This is a genomic window from Streptomyces sp. NPDC090022 (assembly GCF_044748145.1).
Lineage (GTDB): Bacteria > Actinomycetota > Actinomycetes > Streptomycetales > Streptomycetaceae > Streptomyces.
On record NZ_JBIVFN010000004.1, the window covers coordinates 299,628 to 316,442 of the forward strand.

Consider the following 16,815-nt stretch of genomic DNA (forward strand, 5'->3'; position numbering starts at 1 on the left):
TCTTCACCTCTACGTAGTCGTCGGCAGTCGGCAAGACCAAGTCGGCATCGTTCACACGGCACTCGCAGCGGTGCGCACGAGGCTGATCAGGATGTAAACAATGATCATCAGAACGAAGAAGGACAGGTCGAGTGCCACGCCCCCGAGACGCAACGGCGGAATGAACCGCCGCAGAAGCTTGAGCGGTGGATCGGTGACAGTGTAGGTGGCCTCCAGAACGACCACCATCGCCTTCCCGGGTTGCCACGACTTGGCGAACTGGAAGACGTAGTCCATGACCAGTCGGAAGATCAGCACGATGAGGAAGCACATCAGCGCGATGTAGACCACCTGCAGTGCGACGCCCATCCTGTGCTTCCCTCTCCCCTTGCTGCTCTCGCTGTCCGGTCTAGCTCTGGTTGAAGAACCCGCCCTCCGCGATGCGGGCCTTGTCCTCCGCCGTGACATCGACGTTAGCAGGAGACAGCAGGAACACCTTCTGTGTCACGCGTTCAATACTTCCGTGCAATCCGAACACGAGACCGGCCGCGAAGTCCACGAGACGCTTCGCGTCGGTGTCGTCCATCTCCGTCAGGTTCATGATCACCGGAGTGCCCTCACGGAAGTGTTCCCCGATGGTACGGGCCTCGTTGTAGGTCCGGGGGTGGAGCGTCGTGATGCGGTAGGGCTCCCGCTCGGACACGACCTTGGGCATGATCACGGGGGCGTTCTTCTCCAGATTCGGGCGTTCAGGTGTGATGGATGCCACGGGGGCGATTCGCGCAGGCCGTCCGCTTTCGACCGGCAATGGGATAGGTTCGCGCTGCGGCGGCGGCTGCACTGCTCGTACCGGTTCGTCCGATACGGGCGGTTGGTGCACCGGCTGCTGCCGGTGATCCCTGTCGCGAGCGCGCTCCGGTTCCGGCTCGGGCTCGAACTCGTCGTCGGGGTCGTATCCCGGGTTGTCGTACCGATCGTCCTCCACGAGGCCGAGGTAGACCGCCATCTTGCGCATCGCGCCGGCCATTCTCCGAGTCCTCCGCTCTGTGGTGGATCGCCCCTGCCGCGAGGCCGCAGTGTCACAAAAGTCACCAACTGCCCGCGATCCACGTGGTCCGCCCGCCCATCAGCGGGGATGACCATATTTTCTGCTGTGGTCCGACTTTCTTCGCGACGTTACCCGAGCCGGGGTCTCGCGCCGAGTACCGCAGTGCCGACGCGTACATGTGTCGCACCGGCCAGGATGGCCTGTTCCAGGTCGGCACTCATTCCGGCCGACACCATCGTGGCAGCCGGATGGACCGCGCGCAGGCCGGATGACAATTCCATCAGGCGCTCGAAGGCGGCTTGTTCACGTCCCGCGTAGGGTCCGGCCAGCGGGGCGACGGTCATCAGCCCGTCCAGCCGCAGCCCGGGAGCCCCGGCGATCGCGTCCGCCAACTCCCCCAGCAGGTCCGGCGCGGCGCCGCCCCGCTCGCCCCGTTCGCCGGTTCCGGCGTCGAGGGCGATCTGCACCAGAGCGCCCAGTTCGCGCTCCGCCTTCTCGGCGGCCGCCGAGAGCGCTGTCACCAGCTTCGGCCGGTCGACCGATTGCACAACGTGCGCGTATCCCGCGACGGAACGGACTTTGTTCGTCTGCAACTGACCCACGAAGTGCCATGTGAGCGGCAGATCCGCGCAGGCCGCGGCCTTGGGGGCGGCATCCTGGTCGCGATTCTCCGCCACATGACGGACTCCCAGGTCCGCCAGGAGACGTACGTCGCTCGCCGGATATGTCTTGGTGACCACGATGAGGGTCACCTCGTCCCGCTTGCGCCCCGCCGCCGCGCAGGCGGCGGCGATCCGCTCCTCCACCCGCGCCAGATTGGCGGCGAGTTCGGCTTTACGGTCCATCAGTCATCAGTCCAACCAGACATATCCGGCAAGCCGCCCGGTCACCCGGTCGCGGCGGTACGAGAAGTGGTCCCCCGACTCCAGGGTGCAGACCGGGGAGGCCTGGGCGTCCGTCACCCCCAGCTCGGTGAGCTGGGCGTGGACGCCGGCCACCACGTCGACCGCCGGAGTGCCCCAGCTGGTCTCGGCGTACGCGGCCGGGACGGCCTCGGCGACCGCGGCCCGCATGTCGGCCGGCACCTCGTAACAACGTCCGCAGACGGCGGGGCCGGTTCGGGCCACGATCCGGCCCGGTTCGGCGCCGAGGGCGGCCATGGCCTCGACGGCCGCGGGCACGACGCCCGCGACCAGTCCGGGCCGCCCGGCGTGGGCGGCCGCCGCGATCCCGGCGACCGGGTCGGCCAGCAGGACCGGCGTGCAGTCGGCGGTGAGGACCGCCAGGGCCAGGCCCCGACGGGCGGTCACGACCGCGTCCACGGCCGGGATCTCCGCGCCGAGCGGCCAGGGGCCGTCGACCACGGCCACGTCGCGGCCGTGCACCTGGTTCATCCAGACGACCCGGTCGGCCTCCAGGCCCAGGAACCGCGCGGCGCGCGCCCGGTTCTCCCGTACGGAGGCGGAGTCGTCGCCGACCGCCCCGCCGAGGTTGAGCTCCTCGTACGGAGCGGCGCTCACCCCGCCCCACCGGTCGGTGAAGGCGAAGTGGGCGCCGCCCACGGTGTGCTGCTGTCCTATGGTCACTTCAAGAAGTCCGGGACATCCAGTTCCTCGGCCGGGCTGTCCTGGTACGGCCGGGCGGTGGGGACCTGGGGGGCACTGGCGGCCGGGGCCGGCTGGACCTCGACCGGGGCCGGCTCGACCGGGGCCGGCGGGTCCTCGCGCGGGGTCACGCTGCCGAGTCCGCCGAAGGCGGGGCGTACCGGCTCGGCGGCGCGGACCGGCGGGGCCGGCTCCTCGCGCTTGGTGGAGGCGGCGCCGATGACGTTGTCCCGGCGGGCCGGGGGCTGTCCGCCGTCGAACCCGGCGGCGATGACGGTGACCCGTACCTCGTCGCCGAGGGCGTCGTCGATGACGGCGCCGAAGATGATGTTCGCCTCGGGGTGCGCGGCCTCGCTGACCAGCTGGGCGGCCTCGTTGATCTCGAAGAGACCGAGGTCGCTGCCGCCGGAGATGGAGAGCAGCACGCCCCGGGCGCCGTCGATGGAGGCCTCGAGCAGGGGCGAGGAGATGGCCATCTCGGCGGCGGCCACGGCGCGGTCGTCCCCGCGGGCCGAGCCGATGCCCATGAGCGCCGAGCCGGCCTCGGACATCACGGACTTGACGTCGGCGAAGTCGAGGTTGATCAGACCCGGCGTGGTGATGAGGTCGGTGATGCCCTGGACGCCCGAGAGCAGGACCTGGTCGGCCGACTTGAAGGCGTCGAGCACCGAGACCTGGCGGTCCGAGATGGACAGCAGCCGGTCGTTGGGGATGACGATGAGGGTGTCGACCTCTTCGCGGAGCTCGGCGATGCCGTCCTCCGCCTGGTTCGCGCGGCGCCGGCCCTCGAAGGTGAACGGCCGGGTGACCACACCGATCGTCAGGGCGCCGAGCGAGCGCGCGATGTTCGCGACGACGGGGGCGCCGCCGGTGCCGGTGCCGCCGCCCTCGCCGGCGGTGACGAAGACCATGTCGGCCCCCTTGAGGACCTCCTCGATCTCCTCACGGTGGTCCTCTGCCGCCTTGCGACCGACTGCCGGGTTGGCGCCGGCGCCGAGGCCGCGGGTCAGTTCACGGCCGACGTCGAGCTTGACGTCGGCGTCGCTCATCAACAGCGCCTGGGCGTCGGTGTTGATGGCGATGAACTCGACGCCCTTGAGACCGACCTCGATCATTCGGTTGATGGCATTGACACCACCGCCGCCGACACCGATGACCTTGATGACTGCGAGGTAGTTCTGCGGTGCTGCCACGTCGAAGGCCTCTCGCCTCGAGTTACGTGTCGCCACCTCGCGGGCCTGCGATGCGACGACTGATGCCGAATTGGGGACGGTCCGAACGCGCCGACCCGAACCCTGACCCTGAAGTTTAGGGTTAGGGGTGTGTCTGTTGCCTGGATCCCATGGACTTCCGAACAGGACACTAAGTCGACAAGTAGCGCGTGTTCAACGAACACGCCGAACCTCCCGTTTTTCTTTTCACCCTATGTGATCACCCATATCGCTGGCCAACCAGGGTGCGTCGCTGTTCGACCGGGCGTCAACTCCCGGACACCGCAGGGGCGGTGGGAGCGCTCACGTCAAAGTGGTCAGCCTTGGGCGCGGCCTTCAGCAGGGCGGTCAGCGCCCGGCCCTTCGCCGCCCCCTGCTCCGCGCTCCCCCACACCACGCGCCGCCCGCCGGCCAACTCCAGTACGACCGAGTCGTACGAGGCCACCTTGACCTGCACCGTCTGTCGCGCGACCGGCTCCGGGAGGTCCCGGGCGATGCCCACGGCCTCGTGCAGCAGCCGCTCCTCGTCGAAGCGGCGGGCACTCGGCGACTGTGCCGCCGTCAATTCCAGGAGCGGAACGCCGGCCGGGGCTTTCGCGACCGTGTCGAATCGCACACCCGATGCGTCCACTTCGATGAAGTTGGCGCCCTTTTTGATGAGCAGGACGGGTTTGCGTTCCGTCACTTTGAGCCCGATTCCGTGCGGCCAGGCCCGCACCACATCGACCGAATCGATACGGGGCAGCCGCCCCCGCAGCCGGGCCTCGATCTCGTCGGTGTCCACCGACACCAGGGGTGCCCCGACGGGCACCTCGGCGGCCGTCAGCACCTGCTCGGGGGTCAGGACGCGGGTGCCGTCGGTGGTCACCTTCTCCACCCGCAGCCAGCTGGAGCCGTAGAGCACCCAGCTGCCGCCGCCGGCCAGCAGGACGGCGGCGGCCAGGGAGAGGAGCACGCGGCCCCGGCGCGACCTCGCGCCGGGGCCCCGCGGACCGGATCTCTTCGACGGCTTCGCTCCGGCCACGCTCGTGCCTCCTGCGTCGTTACGTTCCCGGCTCAGCGGGCCCGGTGGGCGGCGATCGCCTCGTACACCATGCCGACCAGCAGCTCGTCGGCGTCCCGCCGGCCGAACTCGGCGGCGGCGCGGGACATCTCGTACAGCCGGTGCGGATCCGCGAGCACCGGGGTGACCTGGCTCTGCACCCACTCGGGGGTCAGCTCCGCGTCGTCCACCAGCAGACCGCCGCCCGCCTTGACCACCGGCTGGGCGTTCAGCCGCTGCTCGCCGTTGCCGATGGGCAGCGGGACGTAGGCGGCGGGCAGCCCGACGGCGGACAGCTCGGCGACGGTCATCGCGCCCGCGCGGCAGAGCATCATGTCGGCGGCGGCGTACGCGAGATCCATCCGGTCCAGGTACGGTACCGGGACATAGGGGGGCATCCCGGGCATGTTGTCGACACGCGGGACCTCGTTCTTCGGGCCGACCGCGTGCAGGATCTGGATCCCCGAGCGCTGGAGGGTCGGCGCGATGGTCTGGATGACCTCGTTGAGCCGGCGCGCGCCCTGCGAACCGCCCGACACCAGCAGGGTCGGCAGGTTGGGGTCGAGGCCGAAGGCGGCGCGGGCCTCGGGGCGGACCAGGGCCCGGTCGAGGGTGGCGATGGAGCGGCGCAGCGGGATGCCGATGTAGCGGGCGCCGCGCAGCTTGCTGTCGGGCGTGGAGACCGCGACGGCGTGCGCGTACCGCGAGCCGATCTTGTTGGCCAGGCCCGGGCGGGCGTTGGCCTCGTGCACGATGATCGGCACACCGAGCCGCTTGGCCGCCAGGTAGCCCGGCAGGGCCACGTAGCCGCCGAAGCCGACGACGCAGTCGGCCTTGGTGCGCTCCAGGATCTGCTCGGCCGCCTTGATGGTGCCGCGCAGCCGGCCCGGGACCGTGATCAGCTCGGGCGTGGGCTTGCGGGGCAGCGGCACGGCGGGGATCAGTCCCAGCTCGTAGCCGCGTTCCGGCACCAGGCGGGTCTCCAGACCGCGCTCCGTTCCGAGGGCCGTGATGCCCACGGTGGGGTCCTGCCTGCGCAGGGCGTCCGCGAGGGCGAGCGCCGGCTCGATGTGGCCGGCGGTCCCCCCACCGGCGAGTACGACATGCACCGAAATTCACCGCTCTCCGGACGGACGCCTCTTGACGCGCCGTCTCATCGACTTCCATATCGGCCCGGCCCGCTTCCAGCCGAACTTCGGCTGTCGCATCGCGAGCGCCGCGCGCGCCGCGGGCTCCTCACGCGCGAAGGCGATGAGCAGTCCGACGGCGAACATGGTCGGCAGCAGGGCGGAGCCACCGTAGGAGAACAGCGGGAGGGGGACGCCGGCGATCGGCAACAGACCGAGCACCGCACCGATGTTGATCACGGCCTGGGCCGTGATCCAGGTGGTCACGCCTCCCGCGGCATACCTGACGAAGGGATCCTCCGAGCGTCCGGCCACGCGGATACCCGCATAGCCTAGAGCCGCGAACAGGGCGAGTACCGACAGCGTCCCCGCCAGTCCCAGTTCCTCCCCGGTGATGGCGAAGATGAAGTCGGTATGGGCTTCGGGCAGTTGCCCCCATTTTTCCACACTCGCCCCGAGCCCGGAACCGAACCATCCACCGGACGCGAGGGCGTAGATCCCGTGTACGGCTTGCCAGCACATGTCGTTCTTGCCCGGTTCCGTCGCCCCCAGGCAGGCGAGCCGCTCCATGCGGTGCGGACTGGTCTTGATGAGCACGCCGACGATCACACCCGCGAAGGCCAGCACCCCGACGAACAGCCGGGTCGGCGCCCCCGCGAGCCACAGCAGGCCGAAGAGGATGGCGCCCAGGATCATCGCGGTGCCCATGTCGCCGCCCAGCATGATCAGCCCGAGCAGGACGAAGGCCACCGGCACCAGCGGCACCAGCAGGTGCTTCCACTGGCTCAGCAGCCCCTTGTCGCCCTTGCGGGCCAGCAGGTCGGCGCCCCACAGGATCAGGGCGAGCTTGCCGAACTCGCTGGGCTGGAGCATGAACGGTCCGCCCAGGGAGATCCAGTTCTGGTTGCCGTTGACGGACTTCCCTATCCCCGGCACCTGGACGAGGACCATCAGGAACAGGGTCGCGGCGAGCACCGGGTAGGACAGCGCCCGGTGCAGCTTCACCGGCATCCGCGAGGCCACCAGCAGCAGTCCGGTGCCCAGCAGGGCGGCGACGAACTGCTTCTTGAAGAAGTAGGCGTCGCCCAGGCCCAGCTGGAGCGCCTTGATCATGGAGGCCGAGTAGACCATCACCAGGCCGAGCACGGTGATGAGCAGGGCGCTGCCGAAGATCAGGTAATACGCGGTGAGGGGCCGGTCCCAGGCCCGCTTCAACTGCCGCTGCGTACGCCGCAGCCGCTCGACGGGGCCGGGGCCCGGGAACAGCCGCCCGGGCGGCCGGGGGGCGGGCCGCTTGCGGCCCTGCGCCCGGGGTACGGACGGCCGCCGCCCCGACAGGACTTGCTTGGCCGGCATCTGTGTCTTCCCTCCCACTCCTGCGAGCAGCCGGTCAGACAGGACCCCTGCCCCTGGACCTAGGCGCTCTCCGCGGCCAGTTCGCGCACGGCGTCGGCGAACGCGTCCCCGCGCTTGTTGTAGTTCGCGAACATGTCCATCGAGGCGCAGGCCGGAGCCAGCAGGACCGTGTCGCCGGGCTCCGCGAGCCGGGCCGCCTCCCGGACCGCCGCGAGCATCGCCCCAGTGTCGGTCCGGTCGAGGTCCACGACCGGGACCTCGGGGGCGTGTCGCGCCAGCGCTTCGGCGATGAGCGCCCGGTCGGCGCCGATCAGCACGGCGCCGCGCAGCCGCTCGCCCGACCGCTGCACGAGCTCGTCGAAGGTCGCGCCCTTGGCCAGGCCGCCGGCGATCCACACGATGGGCTCGTAGGCGGCCAGGGAGGCCTCGGCGGCGTGCGTGTTGGTCGCCTTGGAGTCGTCGATGTACGTGACCCCGTCCACCTCGGCGACGTAGCTGATCCGGTGCGCGTCCGGGCGGAAGTCGCGCAGGCCGTCGCGGACGGCGCGCGGCGGGACGCCGAAGGCGCGGGCGAGCGCGGCCGCGGCGAGGGCGTTGGCGATGTTGTGCGGGGCCGGCGGGTCGATGTCCTCGACCTCGGCCAGCTCCTGGGCGTTCTTCTGCCGGTTCTGGACGAACGCGCGGTCGACGAGGATGCCGTCGACGACGCCCAGCATGGAGGGGCCGGGGGCGCCGAGGGTGAAACCGATGGCGCGGCAGCCCTCCTCGACGTCGGCCTCGACGACCAGGTTCTCGGTGGCCGGGTCGGCGACGTTGTAGACGCAGGCGACCGTGTTGCCCTCGTAGACGCGGCCCTTGTCGGCGGCGTACGCCTCCATGGAGCCGTGCCAGTCGAGGTGGTCGGGCGCCAGGTTGAGCACGACGGCGGAGTGCGCGCGGACCGAGGGCGCCCAGTGCAGCTGGTAGCTGGAGAGCTCGACGGCGAGTACGTCGTACTCCTCGTCGCCGAGGACCACGTCGATGATGGGGGTGCCGATGTTGCCGACGGCGGCGGTGCGCAGACCTGCGGCCTTCAGGATCGACGCCAGCATCTGGGTGGTCGTGGTCTTGCCGTTGGTGCCCGTGACGGCCAGCCAGGGGGCGGCCTCGCGGCCGCCCGTGCCGCGCAGCAGCCAGGCGATCTCGACGTCGCCGACGACGTCGACGCCGGCCGCCGCGGCGGCCTTGAAGAGCGGACTGCCGGGCTTCCACCCGGGCGAGGTGACGACCAGCTCGGTGCCCTCGGGCAGGGTTTCGGCGTCGCCGAGGCGGACGGTGATGTCCTGCTCGGCGAGTTCGGCGGCGCGGGCCCGGTGGGCCTCGCCGTCACCGCCGTCGACGACGGTGACGGAGGCGCCGAGGCCGGCCAGGGCGCGGGCGGCGCTGATGCCGCTCACGCCGAGGCCGGCGACGGTGACGTGCTTGCCCTGCCAGTCCAGCGTGCTCACTTTTCGGCTGCCCATCCGGCGTAGAAGATTCCGAGGCCCACGATGACGCACATGCCCTGGATGATCCAGAACCGCACCACCACGAGGACCTCCGACCAGCCCTTCAGCTCGAAGTGGTGCTGGAGGGGAGCCATCCGGAAGACCCGCTTGCCGGTGAGTCGGAAGGAGCCGACCTGGATGACCACGGACATGGTGATGAGGACGAAGAGGCCGCCCAGCAGCGCGATCAGCAGCTCGGTGCGGGAGCAGATGGCCAGGCCCGCGAGCGCGCCGCCGAGGGCGAGCGAGCCGGTGTCACCCATGAAGATCTTGGCGGGCGAGGTGTTCCACCACAGGAAGCCGAAACAGGCACCCATGAGGGCGGAGGCGACGACCGCGAGGTCGAGCGGATCGCGTACCTCGAAGCAGGCCGCCGGGTTGGTCAGGGTGGCGGCGTTGGCGCAGGACTCCTGGAACTGCCAGACACCGATGAAGGTGTAGGCGCCGAAGACCATCACGGAGGCGCCGGTGGCCAGGCCGTCGAGGCCGTCGGTGAGGTTCACGCCGTTGGACATCGCCAGGATCATGAACAGCGCCCAGACGACGAACAGCACCGGGCCGATGGCCCAGCCGAAGTCGGTGACGAACGACAGCTTGGTCGAGGCCGGGGCCAGCCCCCGGGCGTCCTTGAACTGCAGCGCGAGCACCGCGAAGGCGATGCCGACGATCAGCTGGCCGGCCATCTTGGCCTTGGCCCGCAGGCCCAGCGAGCGCCGCTTGACGATCTTGATGTAGTCGTCCAGGTAGCCGACCAGGCCCATACCCGTCATCAGGAACAGGACGAGCAGGCCCGAGATGCTCGGCTCCTCGCCGGTGATCACCTTCGTCAGGGCGTACGCGGCGAGCGTGGCCAGGATGAAGGAGATACCGCCCATGGTGGGCGTGCCCTTCTTCCCGGCGTGGCCGCGCGGGCCGTCGTCGCGGATGAACTGGCCGTAGCCCTTGCGGGCCAACAGCTTGATCAGCAGCGGGGTGCCGATGATGGTGAGGAACATACCGATGACACCCGCGAACAGGATCTGCCTCATCGGCCGGAGACCTCGCCCTCGAGCAGCGCCTGCGCGACCCGCTCCAGACCGGCCGACCTGGATGCCTTCACCAGCACGACGTCTCCCGGGCGCAGTTCACTGCGCAACAGGTCGACCGCCGCCTGCGCGTCGGACACGAGCACCGACTCCTCACCCCACGAACCCTCGTTATATGCGCCCAGTTGCAGCCAGGACGCTTCCCTGCCCCCGACTGCGACGAGCTTGCTCACGTTGAGCCGGACGACAAGCCGTCCGACCGCGTCGTGCTCGGCGAGCGAATCGTCTCCGAGCTCGGCCATGGGACCGAGCACCGCCCACGTCCGTCCCCCCTTCGCCTGCGCGGCACCGCCCATGGCGGCCAGTGCGCGCAGTGCGGCCCGCATGGACTCGGGGTTCGCGTTGTAGGCGTCGTTGACGACTGTCACGCCGTCGGCCCGCTCGGTGACCTCCATCCGCCAGCGCGAGAGCGTGCCCGCACCGGAGAGCGCGGTGGCGATCTCCTCGACGGGCATGCCCAGCACATGGGCGACGGCGGCCGCGGCAAGCGCGTTCGACACGTGGTGCTCACCGTACAGCCGCAAGGTCACATCGCTGCACCCGGTGGGTGTGTGCAGTGTGAAGGACGGCTGTCCCTGCGGCGTCATCCGGACTTCCGTAGCCCGTACGTCGGCGTCCTCGGCCTCGCCGAACAGCACGGTACGGGCCTTGGTACGGGAGGACATCGCGCGGACGAGGAGGTCGTCGGCGTTGAGGACGGCGACGCCGCCCTCGGCTTCGGAGGGCAGCGCCTCGACCAGCTCGCCCTTGGCCTGGGCGATGGCCTCGCGGCCGCCGAACTCGCCGATGTGGGCGGTGCCGACGTTCAGGACCAGGCCGATGCGCGGCGGGGTGAGCCCGGTGAGGTAGCGGATGTGGCCGATGCCGCGGGCGCCCATCTCCAGCACCAGGTGCCGGGTGTCCTCGGTGGCCCGCAGCGTCGTGATCGGCAGGCCGATCTCGTTGTTGAGGTTCCCCGGCGTCCACACGGTCGGCGCGTGGTGCTGGAGGACCTGGGCGATGAGGTCCTTGGTGGAGGTCTTGCCGGCGGAGCCGGTCAGGGCGACCACGTCGGTGCCGATGCGGGCGACGACGGCCCCGGCGAGGGCGCCGAGGGCGGCGACGACGTCGGGGACGACGACGGCGGGGACGCCCACGGGCCGGGTGGCGAGGACCGCGACGGCCCCGGCGGCGACGGCCCGGTCGGCGTAGTCGTGGCCGTCGACCCGTTCGCCGACGAACGCGGCGAACAGGCTGCCGGCCTCGACCTCCCGGGAGTCGAACACGACGGGTCCGGTGACCTGCGCGGACGGATCCGGTATGTCGTGGAGCTGTCCGCCGGTGATGTCGGCGATCTCGGCGAGGGAGAGGGCGATCACTTAGTTCACCTCGGCCTGTCGGTCGTGGATGGCTCGGTTCTGCGCGGTACGGGTCTCGATGGCCTCGCGCAGCACGGTGCGGTCGTCGAAGGGCCGTACGACACCGGCGGTGTCCTGGCCCTGCTCGTGGCCCTTGCCGGCGACGAGGACGGTGTCGCCGGGCTCGGCGCGCGCGACGGCGGCGGCGATGGCCGCGGCCCGGTCGGCGTCGACGAGCACGGCGGCGCGCTCCTCGGCGGGGACGGAGACGGCGCCCTCGAACATCGCGGCGAGGATCCGCAGCGGGTCCTCGGAGCGCGGGTTGTCGGAGGTCAGGACGGCGGTGTCGGCGAACCGGGCGGCGGCGGCGCCCATGGGCCCGCGCTTGGTGGTGTCGCGGTCGCCGCCGCAGCCCAGGACGATGTGCAGCCTGCCGCGGGTGACCTCGCGCAGCGCGCGCAGGACCGACTCGACCGCGTCGGTCTTGTGGGCGTAGTCGACGACGGCCAGGTACGGCTGGCCCGCGTCGACGCGCTCCAGGCGGCCGGGGACGCCCGGGACGGCGGCGACGCCGTCGGCGGCGGCCTGCGGGTCGATCCCGGCGACGGCGAGCGAGACGATCGCGGCGACGGTGTTGGCGACGTTGAACGGGCCCGGCAGCGGCGCGGTGGCGCGTACCCGCACCCCGTCGGGGCCGTGCAGGGTCAGGGTGGAGTCCATGTGCCCGGAGACCACGTCCTCGGCGCGCCAGTCGGCGGCGGGGTCGCCGGCGGCGGAGAAGGTGACGACGGGGATCGCCGACTCCTTGGCGAGGCGGCGGCCGTACTCGTCGTCGATGTTGACCACGCCCAGGCGGGCCCGGCGCTGCGTGAACAGCTGCGCCTTGGCCTGGAAGTAGTCCTCCATGTCGGAGTGGAACTCCATGTGTTCCGGGCTGAGGTTGTTGAAGACGGCGACGTCGAAGACGCAGCCGTCGACCCGGCCGAGCACGAGGGCGTGGCTGGAGACCTCCATGGTCACCGCCTCGACGCCGCGTTCGCGCATGACCGCGAACAGGGCCTGGAGGTCGGTGGCCTCGGGGGTGGTCCGCTCGGACTTGATGCGCTCGTCGCCGATGCGCATCTCGACGGTGCCGACGAGTCCGGTGGCGCGGCCGGCGCCGCGCAGGCCGCCGTCGACGAGGTAGGCCGTGGTGGTCTTGCCGGAGGTGCCGGTGATGCCGATCTGGAGCAGGGCCTCGCCGGGCCGGCCGTAGATCGCGGCGGCGAGCTCGCCCATCCGGCCGCGCGGGTCGGTGACGGCCAGGACCGGCAGGCCGGTCGCGGCGGCCCGGGCGGCGCCCGCGTCGTCGGTCAGGACGGCGGCGGCGCCGAGGGCCGCGGCCTGGGCCGCGAAGTCGGCGCCGTGCAGGCGGGCGCCGGGCAGGGCCGCGTACAGGTCGCCGGGGCGGACCGCACGGGAGTCGTGGGTGATGCCGGTGATCTGCGCCGTTCCCGGGTCCGGGGCGCCCAGGAGGGCGGCCAGGTCCCGGAGCGGGGTCGGGTGCGGGCTCTGGGGCCGCGGCGCTCCCGGCGGCGCTGCCGGGGCGTCGTTCTGGGTCGTTCTGGGCTGATCAGCGTGGGGCACGGCGGTGAGCGTACCGGGCGCACCGGGCCTGTCGCGAAGTGAGGGGCCGGACGTGGAGCCGGGCGTCGTACGGTTCCCGGGTTCCGGGGTGATCGTTGTCACTGCTGGTGCCTCGCGCTCTTCGTGGGTCACTGGCCGGGCTGCGGGCCGGGCTGGGGGCCCGGCTCGAACGTGACGGGCAGTCCGGCCGGGGCGGTTCCGGTGGGGGCGACCTGGAGGGTCTTCAGGGCGAACTCCATGACCTTCTTGTAGACGGGTCCGCAGATCTGGCCGCCGAAGTAGCTGCCGCTGGTGGGGTTCTGGATCGCGCAGTAGACGGTCAGGCGGGGGCTGTCGGCGGGGGCGAAGCCGGCGAAGGAGGCGGTGTAGCCCTTGTAGCGGCCGGTGGCCGGATCCACCCGGTTGGAGGTTCCGGTCTTGCCGCCGACCCGGTAGCCGGGGATCCGGGCCTTGGTGCCGGTGCCCTCTTCGTCGTCCACGACGGATTCGAGCATCTGCGCGAGGGTCCTGGCGGTGTCCTCGCTGATCACGCGGGACTTCTCGGGCGCGGGCGCGGGGGTGAACCGGCCGTCGGGGCCCTTGGTGCCGCGGACCAGGGTCGGCTCGATCCGGACCCCGCCGTTGGCGATCGTGGAGTACACGGACGCCGCCTGCATGGCGTTGAGGGACAGGCCCTGGCCGAAGGGGATCGTGTACTGCTGCGAGGTGGACCAGTCCTCGGGCCTGGCGAGGATGCCGCGGGACTCGCCGGGGTAGTCCAGGCCGGTGGGCCTGCCGATGCCGAACCTGGTCAGGTAGGAGTGCAGCACCTTGTTGGCCTCGGGCTGGGTGGGGCCGAGCTGGCCGGTGGCCAGGATGGTGCCGATGTTGGAGGACTTGGCGAGGACGCCGTTGAGCGTCAGGTACCAGGTGGGGTGGTCGATGTCGTCCTTGAAGAGCCGGTCGCCGCGGTGCAGCCGGTTGGGGACGACGACGTGGGTGTCGGGGGTGGCCTTCTTCTCCTCCAGTACGGCGGCCATCGACATCACCTTGGCGGTGGAGCCGGGCTCGTACACGTCCTGGAGGGCGGCGTTGCCCATGGCGGTGGACGTGGCCTTCGACAGGTCGTTGGGGTCGAAGCCGGGGGCGTTGGCCATGGCCAGCACCTCGCCGGTCCGGGTGTCCTGCACGATGACGTAGCCGCGGTCGGCCTTGGACTTCTCGACCTGCTCGGTGATGGCGCTCTGGGCGGCCCACTGGATGTCGCGGTCGATGGTCAGTTCGATGTCGTCGCCGGGTACGGCGGGTTCCTCGCGGGAGCCCGCGGTCGGGACCTGGCGGCCGCCGGCCGTGGCCACGGTGATCTCGCCGTCCTTGCCGGCCAGCTTCTTGTCGAGGGAGGACTCCAGGCCGCCCGCGCCCTTGCCCTCGGCGTTGACGTAACCCAGTATCCCGGCGGCCAGGGTCCCGTTGGGGTACACGCGCTTGCTGCTGGGCTCGTGGAAGACGCCGGCCAGCACGTTGGCGCCGGGGCCGTTGCCCTTGCGGTCGGCCAGGGCCTTCTCCGCGAAGACCCGCTTGAGGTCCTTGATCTGGTTCCAGACCTGGGGGGTCTGGCGGCGGGAGAGGACGACGTAGCGGGTGTTCTTGCGCAGCCGGTCGGCGATGTCCTTGGCGTCCCCCTCCAGGATCGGCGCCAGCAGGGCGGCCGCCTGTTCGGGGGCGTCGGGGGCCTTGCTCTTCTCCGGCGTGAACATCGAGGGGTCGGCGGTGATGTCGTACGCGTCGACGCTGGTCGCCAGGGCGACGCCCTTGCGGTCGGTGATGTCGCCGCGCTCGGCGGCGAGCGTGTAGTTGGCGTAGCGGTTCTTGGAGGCCTCGGCGGAGTACGCGGAGGCGTCGACCGCCTGCACCTGGAGCAGCCGTACGACGAAGGCGACCATGACGAGCGTCAGCCCGACGCCGACCAGCCGCAGCCGGGGCCGCGGGCTGCCCAGCCGGATGGTGTGGGGCCTGCGGACGGCCGAGGGGCGCCGGGTGGCGGGGCGGGAGGCCGGCCGGGCGGTGGACCGGGCGGCGGGGCGCGCGGTGCTGCGCGGGCGGGCGGGGCCGGGGACCCGCCGGCGGGGCGGCTCCTTGGGGCTCACGCGGGCACGCCCCGGCGCCGGGTCCGGGCCGCGGCCGGGTGCGGGGCCGGGTGCGGGGCCGCCTGGCCGGGCGGGCGGCGGCTGTCGGCTGCTGCCTGAGGGGTCACGACGTCACCTGCCGGAGGTCGGGGTGGGCTGTGGAGACGTACCCGGCGCGGCGGAGCCGCCGGGCACCGGCCGGTCGGTCTGCGGGGCCGGGGCGGACGAGGCCGGTGGGGCCGACGGTGCGGCGGCGCCGGCCGGGGCCGCAGGGGCGGAAGGGGACGGCGAGGGCGACGGCGGGGCCTCGGCCGGGGTGGGGTTGCCGGTGACCTTGCCGTCGGCGCCGAGGAAGACCGGGGTGCCGCCGGGAACCAGGCCGAGCTCGCGGGCCCGGCGCTCCAGGGCGTCGGGCGCCGAGTGACCGTCGACGTCCCGCTGGAGGGCCTGCTGCTCGTCGGTGAGGGCGGTGGTCTCCTTCTTCAGCCGGCTCAGCTGGAAGGAACCCTCGTTCAGCGCCGAGTTCAGCAGCAGCAGGCTGATCAGCCCGCCGCCCAGCAGGGCGACGACGAGCAGCACGAACGGCGTCTTCGCCGCCTGCCCGGGCCGGCTCCCGCCGGGCCGCGCAGGGCGGACCAGCCCGAGCCGGCCCGCCCGCATGCGCGTCGCCGTGGCCACCTTGCTCACTCGCCCTCCCTGGACGCCGGCCGGCCGGCCCCGGGCGGCTGCCCGCCCCCGGCGCCGGGCCTCACAGATTCGCCTCGCGGATGCGTTCGACACCGCGGAAGCGGGCGGGGGCCGCGCGGCGGTTCTCGGCGACCTCCTCCTCCGTCGGGAGTTCGGCTCCGCGGGTCAGGAGCTTGAGCTTCGGCTGGTACTTCTCGGGGACCACCGGCAGGCCGGGCGGGGCGGTGCTGGTCGCGCCCTCCGCGAAGACCTGCTTGACCAGGCGGTCCTCCAGCGAGTGGTACGACAGCACGGCGATCCGGCCGCCGACCGCGATCCGCTCGACCGCCGCCGGGATGGCGCGCTCCAGGACCGACAGCTCGCCGTTGACCTCGATGCGCAGGGCCTGGAAGGTGCGCTTGGCCGGGTTGCCGCCGGTCCGCTTGGCGGCCTGCGGCAGGGCGTCGCGGATCAGCTCGACCAGGCGGGCGCTGTTCGTGAACGGCTCCTTGTCCCGCTCGCGGACGATCGCCGAGACGATCCGCTTGGCCTGCTTCTCCTCGCCGTACGCGCGCAGGATCCGCACCAGCTCGCCCGGCGGGTAGGTGTTGAGGACCTCGGCGGCGCTGACGCCGGTGGTCTGGTCCATGCGCATGTCCAGCGGCGCGTCCTGGGCGTAGGCGAAGCCGCGGTCGGCCTCGTCGAGCTGCATGGAGGAGACGCCGAGGTCGAAGAGGACGCCCTGGACGGTGGGGATGCCGAGGCGGTCGAGGACGTCGGGCAGCTCGTCGTACACCGCGTGGACCAGCGTGGCGCGGTCGCCGTACGGCGCCAGCCGCTCGCCGGACAGGCGCAGGGCCTCCTTGTCGCGGTCGAGCCCGATCAGGCGCACCCCGGGGAAGCGGGCGAGCATGGCCTCGCTGTGGCCTCCGAGGCCGAGGGTGCAGTCGACGACGACCGAGCCGGGCCGCTCCAGTGCCGGGGCGAGCAGGTCCAGGCACCGCTGGAGCATCACCGGGACATGTCGGGACTCGCTACTCACAGCGCCCTCTCAAGCTAACGGCGCGGCCGCGCGTACGCGCCGCGCACGCGGGGGTCTCGTC

15 protein-coding genes are annotated in these 16,815 nt (G+C 71.8%); all 15 read right to left on the reverse strand.

The features are described from left to right. Nucleotides 1-51 precede the first annotated feature (51 nt). The gene (locus tag ACIPXB_RS11770) at nucleotides 52-348 is read right to left on the reverse strand and encodes a YggT family protein (RefSeq protein WP_401447751.1); all 297 of its coding nucleotides are present in this window, start codon (nucleotides 346-348) and stop codon (nucleotides 52-54) included. A gap of 40 nt (nucleotides 349-388) precedes the next feature. After that, nucleotides 389-1,006 carry a cell division protein SepF gene (locus tag ACIPXB_RS11775; RefSeq protein WP_401447754.1) on the reverse strand — a complete coding sequence of 206 codons (618 nt, stop codon included), beginning with the start codon at nucleotides 1,004-1,006 and terminating at the stop codon, nucleotides 389-391. Nucleotides 1,007-1,155: 149 nt separating this feature from the next. Next, nucleotides 1,156-1,875: a YggS family pyridoxal phosphate-dependent enzyme gene (locus ACIPXB_RS11780; RefSeq protein ID WP_401448281.1), complete on the reverse strand. Its 720-nt coding sequence runs from the start codon at nucleotides 1,873-1,875 to the stop codon at nucleotides 1,156-1,158. A 3-nt stretch (nucleotides 1,876-1,878) separates the two neighbouring features. Continuing rightward, nucleotides 1,879-2,589, reverse strand: coding sequence for a peptidoglycan editing factor PgeF (pgeF, locus tag ACIPXB_RS11785; protein ID WP_401448283.1), 711 nt, complete (start codon nucleotides 2,587-2,589; stop codon nucleotides 1,879-1,881). Between the two features lie 20 nt (nucleotides 2,590-2,609). Then, nucleotides 2,610-3,824, reverse strand: a complete 1,215-nt coding sequence (gene ftsZ, locus ACIPXB_RS11790) for a cell division protein FtsZ (protein WP_401447757.1) — start codon at nucleotides 3,822-3,824, stop codon at nucleotides 2,610-2,612. A 286-nt stretch (nucleotides 3,825-4,110) separates the two neighbouring features. Continuing rightward, on the reverse strand, nucleotides 4,111-4,866 hold the full coding sequence (locus ACIPXB_RS11795; RefSeq protein WP_401447759.1) for a cell division protein FtsQ/DivIB: 756 nt from the start codon (nucleotides 4,864-4,866) through the stop codon (nucleotides 4,111-4,113). Between the two features lie 32 nt (nucleotides 4,867-4,898). Continuing rightward, nucleotides 4,899-5,993 (reverse strand): undecaprenyldiphospho-muramoylpentapeptide beta-N-acetylglucosaminyltransferase, encoded by a 1,095-nt coding sequence (gene murG / locus ACIPXB_RS11800; protein WP_401447761.1) that lies wholly within the window; start codon nucleotides 5,991-5,993, stop codon nucleotides 4,899-4,901. 6 nt (nucleotides 5,994-5,999) lie between these two features. Beyond that, entirely contained in the window at nucleotides 6,000-7,367 is a 1,368-nt protein-coding gene (ftsW, locus tag ACIPXB_RS11805) for a putative lipid II flippase FtsW (protein WP_401447762.1), read from the reverse strand. 59 nt (nucleotides 7,368-7,426) lie between these two features. Then, complete coding sequence (gene murD / locus ACIPXB_RS11810; RefSeq protein ID WP_401447765.1) at nucleotides 7,427-8,869, reverse strand: UDP-N-acetylmuramoyl-L-alanine--D-glutamate ligase; 1,443 nt, start codon at nucleotides 8,867-8,869, stop codon at nucleotides 7,427-7,429. Beyond that, nucleotides 8,851-9,921 (reverse strand): phospho-N-acetylmuramoyl-pentapeptide-transferase, encoded by a 1,071-nt coding sequence (mraY, locus tag ACIPXB_RS11815; protein ID WP_401447768.1) that lies wholly within the window; start codon nucleotides 9,919-9,921, stop codon nucleotides 8,851-8,853. Before mraY ends, murD begins: the two co-directional genes overlap by 19 nt. After that, nucleotides 9,918-11,336 carry a UDP-N-acetylmuramoyl-tripeptide--D-alanyl-D-alanine ligase gene (gene murF / locus ACIPXB_RS11820; RefSeq protein ID WP_401447770.1) on the reverse strand — a complete coding sequence of 473 codons (1,419 nt, stop codon included), beginning with the start codon at nucleotides 11,334-11,336 and terminating at the stop codon, nucleotides 9,918-9,920. The genes mraY and murF overlap by 4 nt, the downstream gene beginning before the upstream one ends. Next, on the reverse strand, nucleotides 11,337-13,043 hold the full coding sequence (locus ACIPXB_RS11825; protein ID WP_401447772.1) for a UDP-N-acetylmuramoyl-L-alanyl-D-glutamate--2,6-diaminopimelate ligase: 1,707 nt from the start codon (nucleotides 13,041-13,043) through the stop codon (nucleotides 11,337-11,339). Nucleotides 13,044-13,069: 26 nt separating this feature from the next. After that, nucleotides 13,070-15,067: a peptidoglycan D,D-transpeptidase FtsI family protein gene (locus tag ACIPXB_RS11830; RefSeq protein ID WP_401447774.1), complete on the reverse strand. Its 1,998-nt coding sequence runs from the start codon at nucleotides 15,065-15,067 to the stop codon at nucleotides 13,070-13,072. A 111-nt stretch (nucleotides 15,068-15,178) separates the two neighbouring features. After that, the gene (locus tag ACIPXB_RS11835) at nucleotides 15,179-15,733 is read right to left on the reverse strand and encodes a septum formation initiator family protein (protein WP_401447777.1); all 555 of its coding nucleotides are present in this window, start codon (nucleotides 15,731-15,733) and stop codon (nucleotides 15,179-15,181) included. Nucleotides 15,734-15,794: 61 nt separating this feature from the next. After that, nucleotides 15,795-16,754, reverse strand: coding sequence for a 16S rRNA (cytosine(1402)-N(4))-methyltransferase RsmH (rsmH, locus tag ACIPXB_RS11840; protein ID WP_401447779.1), 960 nt, complete (start codon nucleotides 16,752-16,754; stop codon nucleotides 15,795-15,797). Between the last annotated feature and the right edge of the window lie 61 nt (nucleotides 16,755-16,815).

Coding starts and splice junctions, on each gene's coding strand:
- ACIPXB_RS11775 (WP_401447754.1), bottom strand. CDS start 1,006: ATGGCCGGCGCGATGCGCAAGATGGCGGTCTACCTCGGCCTCGTGGAG.
- murD (WP_401447765.1), bottom strand. CDS start 8,869: ATGGGCAGCCGAAAAGTGAGCACGCTGGACTGGCAGGGCAAGCACGTC.
- ACIPXB_RS11770 (WP_401447751.1), bottom strand. CDS start 348: ATGGGCGTCGCACTGCAGGTGGTCTACATCGCGCTGATGTGCTTCCTC.
- mraY (WP_401447768.1), bottom strand. CDS start 9,921: ATGAGGCAGATCCTGTTCGCGGGTGTCATCGGTATGTTCCTCACCATC.
- ftsW (WP_401447762.1), bottom strand. CDS start 7,367: ATGCCGGCCAAGCAAGTCCTGTCGGGGCGGCGGCCGTCCGTACCCCGG.